This window comes from Vibrio sp. NH-7, from assembly GCF_053643215.1.
In genome coordinates, this window is the sequence record NZ_CM132188.1 from 734,148 (window position 1) to 747,025 (window position 12,878).

General features: G+C 45.1%; 13 protein-coding genes. 10 read left to right on the top strand and 3 right to left on the bottom strand.

Annotation, left to right across the window (positions count from 1 at the left end):
• Nucleotides 1-78: 78 nt before the first annotated feature.
• From ACUALS_RS17505 to ACUALS_RS17515, 3 genes are all read left to right on the top strand, one after another.
• Nucleotides 79-327 carry a DUF2164 domain-containing protein gene (locus ACUALS_RS17505; RefSeq protein ID WP_038136815.1) on the top strand — a complete coding sequence of 83 codons (249 nt, stop codon included), beginning with the start codon at nucleotides 79-81 and terminating at the stop codon, nucleotides 325-327.
• A 162-nt stretch (nucleotides 328-489) separates the two neighbouring features.
• On the top strand, nucleotides 490-1,029 hold the full coding sequence (locus ACUALS_RS17510) for a cytochrome b (RefSeq protein ID WP_454449997.1): 540 nt from the start codon (nucleotides 490-492) through the stop codon (nucleotides 1,027-1,029).
• On the top strand, nucleotides 1,026-1,595 hold the full coding sequence (locus ACUALS_RS17515) for a YceI family protein (protein ID WP_005473202.1): 570 nt from the start codon (nucleotides 1,026-1,028) through the stop codon (nucleotides 1,593-1,595). The genes ACUALS_RS17510 and ACUALS_RS17515 overlap by 4 nt, the downstream gene beginning before the upstream one ends.
• Before the next feature lie 121 nt (nucleotides 1,596-1,716).
• Here ACUALS_RS17515 and focA read toward each other — a convergent pair whose 3' ends face one another.
• Nucleotides 1,717-3,168 (bottom strand): formate transporter FocA, encoded by a 1,452-nt coding sequence (focA, locus tag ACUALS_RS17520; protein ID WP_038136822.1) that lies wholly within the window; start codon nucleotides 3,166-3,168, stop codon nucleotides 1,717-1,719.
• A 241-nt stretch (nucleotides 3,169-3,409) separates the two neighbouring features.
• Here focA and ACUALS_RS17525 point away from each other — a divergent pair, with 241 nt between their 5' ends.
• Together ACUALS_RS17525 and ACUALS_RS17530 are read left to right on the top strand one after the other, a co-directional pair.
• Nucleotides 3,410-4,315, top strand: a complete 906-nt coding sequence (locus tag ACUALS_RS17525; protein WP_005473250.1) for a LysR substrate-binding domain-containing protein — start codon at nucleotides 3,410-3,412, stop codon at nucleotides 4,313-4,315.
• Nucleotides 4,316-4,487: 172 nt separating this feature from the next.
• Nucleotides 4,488-4,973 (top strand): DUF1097 domain-containing protein, encoded by a 486-nt coding sequence (locus ACUALS_RS17530; RefSeq protein WP_005473221.1) that lies wholly within the window; start codon nucleotides 4,488-4,490, stop codon nucleotides 4,971-4,973.
• A gap of 99 nt (nucleotides 4,974-5,072) precedes the next feature.
• On the opposite strand, the gene ACUALS_RS17535 is transcribed toward ACUALS_RS17530, so the two are convergent.
• Nucleotides 5,073-6,701, bottom strand: coding sequence for an ATP-dependent endonuclease (locus ACUALS_RS17535; RefSeq protein WP_039624564.1), 1,629 nt, complete (start codon nucleotides 6,699-6,701; stop codon nucleotides 5,073-5,075).
• Between the two features lie 231 nt (nucleotides 6,702-6,932).
• On the opposite strand from ACUALS_RS17535, the gene ACUALS_RS17540 reads away from it, so the two are divergent.
• The 4 genes from ACUALS_RS17540 (at nucleotide 6,933) to ACUALS_RS17555 (ending at nucleotide 11,458) form a co-directional block, all read left to right on the top strand.
• Nucleotides 6,933-8,684 carry a bifunctional metallophosphatase/5'-nucleotidase gene (locus tag ACUALS_RS17540; protein ID WP_454449998.1) on the top strand — a complete coding sequence of 584 codons (1,752 nt, stop codon included), beginning with the start codon at nucleotides 6,933-6,935 and terminating at the stop codon, nucleotides 8,682-8,684.
• A 445-nt stretch (nucleotides 8,685-9,129) separates the two neighbouring features.
• Nucleotides 9,130-10,086, top strand: a complete 957-nt coding sequence (locus ACUALS_RS17545) for a TerC/Alx family metal homeostasis membrane protein (protein WP_454449999.1) — start codon at nucleotides 9,130-9,132, stop codon at nucleotides 10,084-10,086.
• A 290-nt stretch (nucleotides 10,087-10,376) separates the two neighbouring features.
• The gene (locus ACUALS_RS17550) at nucleotides 10,377-10,565 is read left to right on the top strand and encodes a hypothetical protein (protein ID WP_005473141.1); all 189 of its coding nucleotides are present in this window, start codon (nucleotides 10,377-10,379) and stop codon (nucleotides 10,563-10,565) included.
• Between the two features lie 194 nt (nucleotides 10,566-10,759).
• Nucleotides 10,760-11,458, top strand: coding sequence for a DUF1223 domain-containing protein (locus ACUALS_RS17555; protein WP_454450000.1), 699 nt, complete (start codon nucleotides 10,760-10,762; stop codon nucleotides 11,456-11,458).
• A 37-nt stretch (nucleotides 11,459-11,495) separates the two neighbouring features.
• On the opposite strand, the gene ACUALS_RS17560 is transcribed toward ACUALS_RS17555, so the two are convergent.
• Nucleotides 11,496-11,921, bottom strand: coding sequence for a DUF3010 family protein (locus ACUALS_RS17560; RefSeq protein WP_005473307.1), 426 nt, complete (start codon nucleotides 11,919-11,921; stop codon nucleotides 11,496-11,498).
• 154 nt (nucleotides 11,922-12,075) lie between these two features.
• Here ACUALS_RS17560 and ACUALS_RS17565 point away from each other — a divergent pair, with 154 nt between their 5' ends.
• Complete coding sequence (locus ACUALS_RS17565) at nucleotides 12,076-12,858, top strand: class II glutamine amidotransferase (RefSeq protein WP_454450001.1); 783 nt, start codon at nucleotides 12,076-12,078, stop codon at nucleotides 12,856-12,858.
• The last annotated feature ends 20 nt before the right edge of the window (nucleotides 12,859-12,878 follow it).

Below are 12,878 nucleotides of genomic sequence, written 5' to 3' on the forward strand. Positions count from 1 at the left end.
TTTCGCGCATACAGTAACATGGCGTTGATAAACTCAGTTACACTTATTGTCCAAAAAATTGCATAGAGTTAGGGGTTTATGTCTAAGATTGAATTTACGTCACAACAAAAACAAGCGATGGCTAAAGACCTTCAGGACTATCTCGAACAAGAGCTTGATGTCGAAATTGGCCAGTTTGATGCCGATTTTTTGCTGGATTTTATCTCTGATAAGTTTGGTGCCACCTTTTACAACCAAGGTGTAAAAGATGCACAGGCGATTATGGAGAGAAAGATGCTGGATATTGCTGATGAGCTTTATGAGATAGAACAGATTAGCCAATATTGAGGTGCCTTTTCTATCACGCAATTCGTTCCATCAAATTTTTCGAACGAGATCATCAAGGGTAAGAGATTTCCCCAATGTAAATAATGGTAAATAATCTGTTACACACAAGGGGAGATAACTATTCTCATGTGATAAAGAGATTCATTTAACTTGGAAACTGTAATGAAGTCGGAAGTCAAAAACTATAATGTGGTTGCTCGTGCTGTGCACTGGTCATCTGCTCTGGTCGTGATTGGTATGTTTGCTGTTGGGCTGTGGATGGTTGATTTGTCCTACTACAGCGAATGGTATCGGACAGCACCACACTGGCATAAATCGATTGGCATTTTACTCGCCGCATTGACTCTATTCCGTTTGGTTTGGAAGCATGTTACGGCGTCACCAAAACTAGAAGGCAGTGCGATTGAAAAAGCGGGAGCGAAGATTGTTCACCTCGCAATGTACGCAACTCTACTATTGTTGTTTGTTTCCGGTTACTTAATCTCGACAGAGGATGGTCGCGGTATTGATGTGTTTACATGGTTTACCGTGCCTGGCGCGGGAGCGTTGTTTGAAAACCAAGCAGACACCGCAGGCCTTATCCACTTTTACGCTGCATGGGCTCTGATACTAATGGCTGCTGCCCACGCCCTTGCTGCATTGAAACACCACTTTATTAACAAAGACAACACGCTACGCAAAATGATAGGAGCTTCAAAATGAAAAAAACGTTATTTGCTACAGGACTGGCTATGGTGATGGCACTGCCTTTTGGTGCAAGCGCAGCGGACTACGTTATTGATACAAAGGGCGCACACGCGTCAGTAAACTTCAAAGTTAGTCACCTTGGTTATAGTTTCATCAAAGGTCGTTTTAATAAATTTGATGGCGAATTCTCTTACGACCCAGCGAATGTTGCGGCATCGAAGGTGACGGTAAACGTTGACACTCGCAGTTTGGATTCAAACCATGCAGAGCGTGACAAGCACATTCGCAGTTCAGATTTCATTGATGCATCGAAGTTTTCAACCGCTACGTTTAAGAGCACGAGCGTGGTTGACAAAGGCGACGGTAACTTAGAAGTAACAGGCGATCTGAGCCTACACGGCGTGACTAAGCCAATTACCATCGATGCGGAGTTTATCGGTGCAGGTCAAGACCCATGGGGTGGTCAACGTGCAGGTTTCTACGGCACAACGCGTTTAGAGTTGGCTGATTTCAACATCGCAGTGATGGGTACTTCAAGCTACGTTGATATGGAACTGCATGTAGAAGGCATTCAGAAGTAATTCCACTTACCTCCAAAAAAACAAAGAAAGCCCTCAACCTAAGTGGTTGAGGGCTTTTTTGGTCAAGCGACTTATTTCCCGACCAAATTTCCTAGCGTTTTTGACGTTGTTTTTCTATTCGTTATGCACTTTCTAATTCGCGTTCTGTGTCGACCAAAGTTACACGGTCACCGTAAACATTACGTAGTGAAGAGAGTACGTTTTCACGGGTGACCACTCCAACAAACTGACCATTCTCAATTACAGGAAGTACATGCGGTTTGCTTACTTTCATGCTCTTTGCGCGCTCTTCAAGAGATAGCGTGGTGAATTGTGTTGCGATGCCCATGCTGGTGGTTGGGTAAAGCTGCTCTTTATCGATACAAAGGTACTCAGCGACATCGACCAGTTTATCTTTTGCATCAATTGCCACTACATCACGCGACATAAGATCGACAACCTTTTGTCCTTGAGTAGGAATGTAGTCTTGGCACCACAAATCGACCATCACATCATGCGCTGAGAAGAAACCAACCAAGCGTCCTTCGATATCAACAACCGGCGCGCTGATCAAATGGTTATCTAATAATGTGTCGATTGCAGCAGGTGTGGTCATTTCTGCGCCCAAAGTAATTGGAGCAGGGTTCATGATATCTTTTACAAGGATAGTTGTGTTCATAGTGGTTTCCTTAACTGACGTAATGTTAGTGGTTTTAGTAATTGAAGCGACTTGCGCTGCTTTTAGTTGTGGTCGGCGGTAGATACACCAGTTGGCAAGCCCAACCAGTACAGCACCACCAACGATGTTGCCTAGTGTCACGGGAATAAGGTTCGCTGTGACAAATTGATAGATATTTAAGTCCGCATATTGAGCGGGGGTCGCGCCGATTTGAGTCCAGAATGCCTCGGGCGCAAAGTTTTGAATCACGATACCTAGCGGGACCATAAACATGTTTGCGACGCAGTGTTCAAAGCCACTGGAGACAAACATAGCGACGGGCATAATGGTCATTGCTGCTTTGGTCATCGCGTTTGCGCTGCTGAACGTGAGCCATATAGCTAAGCAGACCAGCAAGTTACACAGTACGCCTAATGCAAAGGCTTGGACTGTCGTGTGGTGCAGTTTGTGTTGCGCGATATTAAGTGCATTTAATCCCCACTGGCCGTGGTCCATCTGATACAAACCTGCCGCCGATACGATGGTGAGCAGTAACATGGCACCAATAAAGTTACCAACGTAGACCTTGCCCCACACACTCAGCATCTTGGTAAAGCTGATCTGTTTATTGGCCCATGAAATGCTCGATAGCACAGAGCTCGTAAACAGTTCACCGCCGCAAATCACGATGAGGATCAAACCCATACTAAATGCCAGTCCGCCAGCCAATCGGCTTAGGCCCCAGCCCGTCTCGGTGCTACCCGTTGTCACGGTTATATAGAAAAGAAAGGCGAGTCCTATAAACGCCCCTGCCATGACAGCAAGGCTTAACGTCATGCCACTACTTTTCTTTGCTTTGCTTAACGCAAACTTCTCGGCTTCCGCCATCATCTCGATGGGAGAGAAGTATTGGTGGTTAGTTTGAGCTTGTGTCATTGCCGCTCCCCGGTAAAAAACATACATACCTCCTGATGTTCACAAGGCTTTATCGCCGTTGCCAATTCAGATTACGGTTGGAGTAGGTAGAGGTAAAATTGATAATTTTTAAAATCCTCATCAAAAATATTGATATGGATTGGAGAGGGCGTAAAATGAAACCCAATGCGTATTTGTCAGTGTTTTCAAATACGTGCTGAAGCTAGGTAAAAGAGATTATAAGAACAGGGATAGGAGTCCTATGCGTTACTCATTAAAACAACTTGCTGTCTTTGATGCCGTTGCAGATACGGGGAGTGTGAGCTTAGCGGCTGACAAACTCTCGCTGACGCAATCGGCGACAAGCATGTCGTTATCGCAACTCGAGAAAATGTTGGGCAGACCACTGTTCGAACGTCAAGGAAAACAGATGGCGCTGACACACTGGGGGATGTGGTTACGTCCGAAGGCAAAGCGCCTTCTCCAAGATGCGCAGCAAATAGAAATGGGCTTTTATGAGCAGCATTTGCTCAGTGGTCACCTCAAACTTGGTGCCAGCCAAACGCCCGCCGAACACTTAGTCCCAGACCTTATCAGTATTATTGATAACTCGTTTCCTGAGATGAGAATTTCCTTAAAGGTCAAAAGTACCGACAGCGTGATTCAAGGGGTTATCGACTACAAATATGACCTAGGCATTATAGAAGGGCGCTGTGATGACAACCGACTGCATCAAGAAGTGTGGTGTCGAGACCACTTAACCGTTGTGGCCGCGGCTCATCACCCCTTCGCGCTGCAAGAAAAGGTCAGTTTGGCACAGTTAGAGCAAGCCAAATGGGTACTTCGAGAGCACGGAAGTGGCACTCGCATGATTTTTGATAGCTCCATTCACCATTTGATTGAAGATTTGGATGTCTGGCGTGAATACGAACATGTACCTGTACTGCGCAGCATGGTCGAGCATGGTCAATATCTTACCTGCTTACCCTATCTAGACGTTGAAAGGCACATCGACAGCGGTCAACTGGTCGCCCTTAACGTGCCTGAACTCAATATGGAGCGTACGCTTTCGTTCGTGTGGCGTGCAGACATGGTTGAAAACCCGTTGGTTGAATGTATTAAGCGCGAAGGGTTAAGGATGATGAAGGGGAAACCCAGCGTTTTATAATAATCTTGGTATTACCGATATCTGTTGAAATATCGATTGCATCACGTAATTTGTGATAAATATGATATTTGTTACCTAAATAGTGTGATCTAGATATTACTCATTGCTATCAATTCTTCTTAATATGCGTACTTGTACTTTTGATGTGTCTGAGCACACGTAACGAGGCGTTATGAGCACACTAGTCGCGATTGCATTAACAACGGGTATTCTTTCTGGCTTATGGGGATGGCTTGCCATTTCACTTGGACTTCTTTCTTGGGCCGGATTTTTAGGGTGTACCAGTTATTTTGCTTCACCTACCAGTGGGTTTAAGGGGTTAATACAAAGTTTGCTAACCAACATGACAGGTGTATTTTGGGCAATGGTTATTATCCATGCTTCACAATATGCGTCGTTGGAAATTTTGGGTTACGTCATCACTGCTGTTGTCGCATTTCTAATGTGCATGCAGGCGACGCAAAGCTTACTTACCTACATTCCTGGTACGTTTATTGGCTGTTGTGCAACCTTCGCCGCTTCAGGTGACTGGAAATTGGTTATCCCTTCGCTCATTTTGGGTGGTATTTTCGGTTATTTGATGAAAGCGAGTGGTTTATGGCTACATCAAAAGGCTCACCAAACGCAATCAAGTGCTGAGCTTGCGCCTAGAGCTTAATTGTGTGATCAAATTCTGCCTGATGGATTTGGTCAACCCCCGATTGATTTGTATCTGATTCGATACGCGGCATTGATGTTAATCATCAATGCCGCTTTTTTATGTGTTGCCGTTGGCCATGGTGACCACACGTTTTAACGTCCAGCGAAGCAGTAGTGGAATGCACTCATTACCTAACTCTTCACAGTGGCTCACTATCGCCAGTGCTAAGTCAGGTTTTGCGTATTTTTTTAGTACCTTGGTGACCACTTTTTTGGCGGGAATAGGGTGATCCGCAGGAATATGTACCATCTGTTTGAAGAAGGTCTCAAATCCATTGTTGTAGAGAAAATGTTCAATGTCTCTATCAGGCAGTTCTGTCAGACGATGACGCTCTTGATCATTACCCAGCAGAGCTCGAACCGCGGTCGAGTATTTTTTCCCTGCAGCATCACCGTCGGTGACAACATGCCAGTCGATACCGAAAGCCTTCGCTACTTTAAGCAATGACTTCAATCCCGATTGGGCAAACTCGATAATCTGAACTCCTTCCGCGGCAAGGTTATAACCACACTGATTGGCAAGTTCGTTAAACAGCCAAACTTCTGTTTCTCCTTCTACTAACAGCCAACAACGCGCGAATAAGGCGCCAGAGCGATGGAAACGGATATGAAAGCCAATTCGACGCAGCTCATCTCGACTTAACCCGTGATCCGGCAGTGACGTGGTGATCGTCTTGTCTGATTGGCGAACAAGTCGACGTATAGAGTGAAGCGGCACTTGACCAAGAAGTTCGCCACTGTTTGTAGTCAGAATTTTCTGCATTGGCAGCAGTTGAAGCAATCCCCATGCGCGAGCGAGGTGGGTAGGATGAAGGCGACCTTCAGGATCTTCAATGATCAACAGTGGTCGCGCACATCGGCGCAACTGATTTGGTCCTTTCGCTTGCAGGTAGGCATTGAGCAAGCCCATGAAAAGTAGCCGAGTTTGTTTGTCGTTTTCTTCAACCACTTGCGATAAACGCTTATTGCTCGTTGTACTGTTGAAGAAGATCCCATCTCGCTGCTTACGAAGGTTTTTTCTGGTGTTCGATTTGAACGAGAAGTAATGGTCGACCAAAATACCCATCGAGTTGAGGCTACTTTTCATTTCGCCTTTATTCACGTGGCCAGGTATCGCCATTAGGCGTCGGCAAGTATTGTTGATGCGCTTTTCGATACGAACATTGTTGTCGCCATTTGAGCCAATAGGGCGTTCAAAACGTCGAGAATCTTTAAGGCGAATAACTGGGTGAAGCGTCATCAGCTCTTGCGCAAGTTTTTCCGAGTGGTGCAACTGCTTTGGGTTGCCTTGCTCGTCAAGAAACGCATAGCGCGTATTGATCTCGTAGCCATCACGACTCGCACTCAACCGATAAATGATTCGATTTTTCCCTTGATCGTCTTTGATCCAAACGGGCTTTAACTTTCTATAACGACCTGAGTTCATCTCATGTTTATCAGTGGACACCAAACTCAACACAATTTGTAGGTGTTGGCTTTGAGGATGAGCAATTGAATAGTCGACGTGGAAATCGGTCATCTCAAATTGATAGGGAATACCCTCAGAAGGCAGGGCGACGGACAGGGCATCTAACAGGGACGATTTACCCCAAGTATTTTCGCCGATTAATGTGGTGAGTTCATCAAAGGCGATAGAGAGCCTTTTGATTCCACGAAAGCCAGAAATTTCAATTCGTTCTAGCTGCATATAGTGACTCCGTATGAGCTATTTCTCATTAAGCATAATAGAAAAATGCCGAATAAGCAGAAGGTTAGCTCACACTCTTGGATTAATGACCGGTAATTCATAAGGTTAGCGCCTTGATGAAGTTCATAATAAATGATGTATCAGAAATGGTGTTTTCAATAAAAATGTGAAAGTTAATGAATTTGTCACATGGGATGCGTTAGGATGTAGCTGAAAAGAGAGAATGAAAATATGACAGATAAAAACAATAAGCCGGCGAGAGTCAAGCTGGCACACATCAACGATACGCACTCCTATTTTGAACCAACTTCATTACAGCTTACCCTGCATGTCGAAGGTCAAGAACTCGAGCCCTACGTCAGTGCGGGTGGGTTTGCTCGCATTGCAACGAGGAAGCAACAGCTCGAGCAACTTGCGAAAGAGAATGATCAGCAGTTTATCTTTCTTCATGCGGGTGATTGCTTCCAAGGTACGCTCTATTTTTCTTTGTTTAAAGGCGAAGCTAACGCAACCATGTTAAACGCGCTAAACATCGATGCGATGGCGTTAGGCAACCATGAGCTTGATATGGGAAACCTTCCCGTTGCCCAGTTTGCCCAAAAAATTACTTTTCCTTTGTTGGCCGGTAATTGGGATTTGTCTAACGAGGACTCAGCGAAGAAACTTAGACTTAGCGAGAATGCCAAGGTGTTTTCATATGATCCAAGCGTTCAAGCAGCAAGGTGGATCGTCAAGTATGCACAAGGCGAACCTATTGCCATTTTTTCACTTGCGCTAGATAAAATGGCAGACATCTCAAACCCAGACGTCGACACACCTTTCGTTAGTGCTCGTAAAACGGCGATTGAGACGGTCGCTCAAATACAAAAGTCGGGGATAAATAAAATTATCCTACTTAGCCATATGGGTTACGAAGCGGATTTGGATATGGCGAATACCGTTGATGGAATTAGCCTCATCGTTGGCGGTCATAGCCACCGATTACAAGAGGATTTTTCTGGACTCGGTTTAAAAAAAGATGACCCATACGGCATTGAGATTAACGGAACACGTGTTGTACAAGCTGGCTATCACGCATTAAGCATGGGCCACTGTGACATCGAGTTTGACGAGAGTGGTCACGTGACGCATTTCAGCGGTAAGAATGAACTGCTGCTTGGTCGAAGACTCTTTATTGACGCGAGTATGAGCGAAGTACGTGACGATGAGTGTTACGCGATCGCACGACGCTACGTTGATCAGCACCCAAATGTGCACGTTTGTAAGAAAGACCCACATACGCAGGAGATTTTGTTGCAGCGGTACACCACGCAAGTTCGAAAACTGCAAAGTGACTATATCGCGTGCGCCAAACATGCGCTTCGTCATGTACGCGTACCTGATGACACCGGAGCGAGTGAGCTAGCACCGTTGGTAGCGGAATCTTTTGCCTACACCATGAATGAAATGGGCTATGACGTGGAGTTTGCCATTCATAACGCGGGTGGAGTGCGTACATCGCTCAATTCTGGTGATATCTCTGTGGCAGACATCGCGGGTAAACTGTTGCCCTTTGCCGTACCCATTGGTGTTTACGAGCTCAAAGGGAAAGACATTGCCGCCACTTTAGAAGGGGCGATCAACAATGCATTGAACAATGGGGTAGAAGGAACGGGTGACGGCTCATACCCCTACACATATAACTTGAGTTATGACTACGATTCAATGGCGCCTATTGGCCAGCGCATCCACAATTTGGCGATTTATTCGGCGATAAATGGATGGCAAGCGGTTGAAAAAGAACGCTATTACCGAGGCACGTCGTCAGCGTATACCATGAAAGGGAAAGAAGGCTACGAGGCCATTCAAAACATGAAAGGCGAGGGAATAGTCACGGATCGTTCTATGGCGGATTGTTTTATTGCTTTGCTAACTGAACATCCCGAAACGATAAATCGCACCAAGTCTGCTACCGAGCACAACGCATGGCATAAAGGTTGCTAATTACTTACTGATTGTTGATTGTTCAACAGCCAGGGGGAAATCATGTGGAAAGACTGGATTGACGTAGCGGTTGTTATCAGTTGGGTTGGTGTTTGGTCTGCTTTGGTCTATTTCATCCCAATGTCAGGCGTTTAGAGCCAAAACCCCAGTATAAAAAGGAGCAAATAATATTTGCTCCTTTTTTGATTTTTTTACTAGACGAGGCGCTCAAGCAGGCATACAATCCGCGCTGTTTGGGGAGTAGTCGCCTCTGGTTTACTTATCGTCATCTCGTTAGGAAATCTCCTATCCGGTAAGTATAAATGGTGTTGAAATGTTTGTTTCAATTCACCATTTCGACGAGACCAACGTAATCAAATATTCTACGCCATTAAATCGGTGTAGGTTGTTTTGTTTGCGGTGGGTTCGTCTATTACTTCTCGATCCCTCCGCCTTTGGAGGTAACATGACCCCTTCTACATACATCGGCTTCGCACTATTAACTCTGACCATGGTTGCATTAGATATTTGGCAAACCCGTGGCGGGAACGTGACGATCAAAAAAGCCGCCGTTTGGAGTATCTTTTGGTTTTTACTCGCATTCTTGTTCGCTGCGAGTATTTATTTTTTCTGGGACTTTTACGCTCCAGACAGTGCTTACAGCGCTGAAAAAGCGACCGTTTCATTTCTAACGGGCTACTTGCTTGAGAAATCTCTGAGCGTCGATAACTTATTCGTTTTTGCGATTATCTTCCATCAATACCTGGTGCCTGAGCACTTGCGCCCAAGAGCTTTGCTGTGGGGCGTAATCGGCGCTTTGATTTTACGTGCCATCATGATCGCTGTGGGAGCGCAGTTACTCGCGCAATACCATTGGTTATTGTATGTATTTGCGCTGTTCTTAATCTGGACGGGTATACAACTCGCTCGCGATAAAGGCGAGGAAGAAGTCAATCCGCTGCCAGAAAAGCTAATCCGTAAGTTCGCTTCTGTGACTAATGATTTTCGAGGCAACGCATTAACTGTTGTTGAAGGCGGTAAACGTTGGTTGACGCCTATGGCCATTGTAATTGGTGTGATCGCGTTTATGGACGTTATGTTCGCGCTAGACTCAATACCAGCGATTTTTGCGGTAACACGAGAGCCGTTCCTTGTGCTGGCTGCCAACGTGTTTGCGTTGCTAGGTTTGCGTTCACTGTACTTTGTTTTGCAGGGGATGATGGATAAGTTTATCTATTTGAAACCTGCGCTTTCATTCATCATGGTGTTTATTGGTATCAAGATGATGCTTGTCGGTTCGGCTTGGGAAATCCCAACTCCTGTATCGTTATTAGTGCTTCTGGTGACCATGACCATAGCAGTGATTGCATCCGTGATGAAGAAACGAAAACAGCAGCTACCATCCGAACTAACTATTAGATAATTAATCTAATTGTCTGCCAAACAAATTCGACGATTTTAATTAGCGAAAGTGTAAAAGTTTTGTGAACGGAAAACGAGCGCATCTACGCTTATAAAATATTAAGTCGAAAAAGTTGGGTATCTATGCGCAAAATTACCGGTTTTGCGCATAGTTTTAAAAGTCAATTGTTATGGTGTTGTTTTATTAGAAAAACTTATCTGAAAGTCGAAAGTTTTTCATTTTTTGGTGCGTAAATTATTGCTTATTATTAGCCCATCGAAACGAATTAAACGATTTATAGAGAGGCAATCATGGCACAAGCAATGCAGATCGGCACAATTAACGCTCCTATCTCTATGGATAAAAAAACCTACGCGGTTTCTTTCAAAGGATTGATTGCACACCTATTAGATATTCTATTCACAGATAATACTCCTCGCGCGTACTACGCGAACGATTTATCTGGCCACATTCAAAAAGATATTGGCTTGAATCGCTAATCTAACAGGCTCTAAAAAACGTAAGCGCTGGCAGAAATGTCAGCGTTTTTTTTGTGCCTTGTGAAATGGACACCCAGCATTAACGGTCTTTTTGAATACAGAGCAAACACTGCGCTTAGAAACATCCAGCTTGTTTACAGGTTTGGTCACCTGTGGGCCGTTGAGAATGTTGAATGTGAACAATGGAGCCGATTATGCACTCGTTACTTGCCATCTCGATAGCGTCCAGTTTGTCAGCGGGGCAAATTTGGATCCACGAAGGACAACCCGCTCAAGTGATCGAGCTATTTACGTCTGAGGGGTGTTCCAGTTGTCCACCTGCCGATCGTTATCTATCAAAGCTAGAAAATAGTGAAGGGCTTTGGACATCGATTATTCCCATTGCGTATCACGTCGACTATTGGGACCATCTAGGTTGGAAAGATAAGTTCGCAAAACCAGAGTACTCTCAGTTGCAACGTCTTTACTATGCGTATGACTTGGTTGGAAGCGTCTACACGCCCGGTTTTGTGGTTGATGGTCGAGAGTGGCGTGGATTTTTCAACTGGGTGAATCGTGAATTACCGACTGCGACGCCACGCGAATCACAACGATTAAAACTGATTCGCAAAGGCAATACGTTCTCTCTACAGTTTGATAAAGCAGGCAGCTTTGATGCCACGCTGGTATTTTTGGTCAACAACCAGTACACGCAGGTTCAACGTGGTGAGAATAGAGGACGTAAGTTGGAACACGACTTTATTGCGGTCAAGAGAATGCAGCAGCGGTCAACGGATGGTAAATGGGAGTTTGAGGCTCAATTGCCGTTAGAGACGATTGACGCTGTGGCTGCATGGGTGAGTGAACCGGGTCGGTTTGAACGCATACAAACTGTGGCGGGCAAAATAGAATAATCAGTTCAAAGAGCCCATTTCTGGGCTCTTGCTCTGACTACTTGCGCATTGCGCACGCATAGGCAGTGGTGAAGGCTTGCTCTTGGTATTGTTTAAGTCCGGTATCTTTAAACGCAATCGCAAGGGGATTTCTCTTCAAGCTTTCCTTGATAGCCGTTGTTGAAACAAGCTCAACATGCAATCCTTCAATCAGTTGAATGATGGCCTCTAGTTTAAAACCAACGCTGCCACCTGCAAACTTACCCTTAGTTTGACGTTGGCGGATCATCACTTTATCCACTTGGTAGTCTTGCATCAGTTTCGCGAACGAAAACTGAAATTTCTTCAACTCTTCACCAGAATTCGCATCACCAATCGTCAGTTTTGCCACTCGGCAATCTGGCAAGTGAACAACACCTGATGTGTTTTCTAGTAGACAAATAACGGCATCGTTGCCTTTTAGCTCTACGCCACAAATTTTCATATAAGTACCTCGGTTGGTTCCGATTGAGTATAACAGCCTGAAGCGATGCGAGTTATTCAATAATGCACATTCGGGCATTAAATAATCGTCTCTTGCGTAAATCTTGTCTGAGTGGTTTATTAATAACCATATACTCAATTTATGGAGTCTGATTATGTGTCGATGGCTAGCGTATCAAGGTCCGGCTATCTATTTAGATGAACTGGTATATGAACCTGAGCACTCGCTTGTTCACCAAAGTTTGGAAGCGAGAAAAGCGGTGACGCGGGTCAATGCGGATGGTTTTGGCTTGGGTTGGTACACAGAGCGAGAAACACCAGGACAGTTTCATGAAGTGCTGCCAGCGTGGGGGGATGAAAACTTGCGATCGCTGACACACCATATTCGCTCTCATCGGTTTATGGCACATGTGCGTTCCTCAACTGGAACACAGGTTTCGCGATCGAATTGCCATCCGTTTATCATTGATAATTGGATGTTTTTACACAATGGCCAAATCGGCGACTTTGAAAGGGTGAAGTTTGAGTTAGAACGGATGCTTCCGGAGTCGCTCTATCTTCTTCGACGTGGGACAACCGACAGCGAGCTCCTCTTTTTATTGGCGTTAGCGAATGGATTAAAAAACGATCCTGCACATGCACTCAAGCGCACCATTGATATTGTGCAGCAATGTTTAAACAATAAGTCTATTGAATCACCTTTCAAAGCCTCGATTTGTGTCTCTGATGGAAAGGCGTTTTGGGTGGTTCGCTACAGTACAGATGGTGAGCCGCCAACCATCTTCATTCGCAGTGATGATGAAAGCGTTGTGTTGGCGTCAGAGCCGTTAGAGAGCGGTAAAATGTGGAACAAGATCGAGCCTCAGACGATCAGTAAGATTCAGGGCTGTGAACGTACGGCTTGGAACTTAACCGATATCACCAATCAACCCGCCTAAAGACTAAGCGGGTTGATAGA

What these genes read in the sequence shown, in the direction of transcription:
- ACUALS_RS17560 (WP_005473307.1), bottom strand. Translation starts at nt 11,921, where the DNA reads ATGAAAATTTGTGGCGTAGAGCTAAAAGGCAACGATGCCGTTATTTGT.
- ACUALS_RS17550 (WP_005473141.1), top strand. Translation starts at nt 10,377, where the DNA reads ATGGCACAAGCAATGCAGATCGGCACAATTAACGCTCCTATCTCTATG.
- ACUALS_RS17565 (WP_454450001.1), top strand. Translation starts at nt 12,076, where the DNA reads ATGTGTCGATGGCTAGCGTATCAAGGTCCGGCTATCTATTTAGATGAA.
- ACUALS_RS17510 (WP_454449997.1), top strand. Translation starts at nt 490, where the DNA reads ATGAAGTCGGAAGTCAAAAACTATAATGTGGTTGCTCGTGCTGTGCAC.
- ACUALS_RS17535 (WP_039624564.1), bottom strand. Translation starts at nt 6,701, where the DNA reads ATGCAGCTAGAACGAATTGAAATTTCTGGCTTTCGTGGAATCAAAAGG.
- ACUALS_RS17555 (WP_454450000.1), top strand. Translation starts at nt 10,760, where the DNA reads ATGCACTCGTTACTTGCCATCTCGATAGCGTCCAGTTTGTCAGCGGGG.
- ACUALS_RS17525 (WP_005473250.1), top strand. Translation starts at nt 3,410, where the DNA reads ATGCGTTACTCATTAAAACAACTTGCTGTCTTTGATGCCGTTGCAGAT.
- ACUALS_RS17505 (WP_038136815.1), top strand. Translation starts at nt 79, where the DNA reads ATGTCTAAGATTGAATTTACGTCACAACAAAAACAAGCGATGGCTAAA.
- focA (WP_038136822.1), bottom strand. Translation starts at nt 3,168, where the DNA reads ATGACACAAGCTCAAACTAACCACCAATACTTCTCTCCCATCGAGATG.
- ACUALS_RS17515 (WP_005473202.1), top strand. Translation starts at nt 1,026, where the DNA reads ATGAAAAAAACGTTATTTGCTACAGGACTGGCTATGGTGATGGCACTG.
- ACUALS_RS17540 (WP_454449998.1), top strand. Translation starts at nt 6,933, where the DNA reads ATGACAGATAAAAACAATAAGCCGGCGAGAGTCAAGCTGGCACACATC.
- ACUALS_RS17545 (WP_454449999.1), top strand. Translation starts at nt 9,130, where the DNA reads ATGACCCCTTCTACATACATCGGCTTCGCACTATTAACTCTGACCATG.
- ACUALS_RS17530 (WP_005473221.1), top strand. Translation starts at nt 4,488, where the DNA reads ATGAGCACACTAGTCGCGATTGCATTAACAACGGGTATTCTTTCTGGC.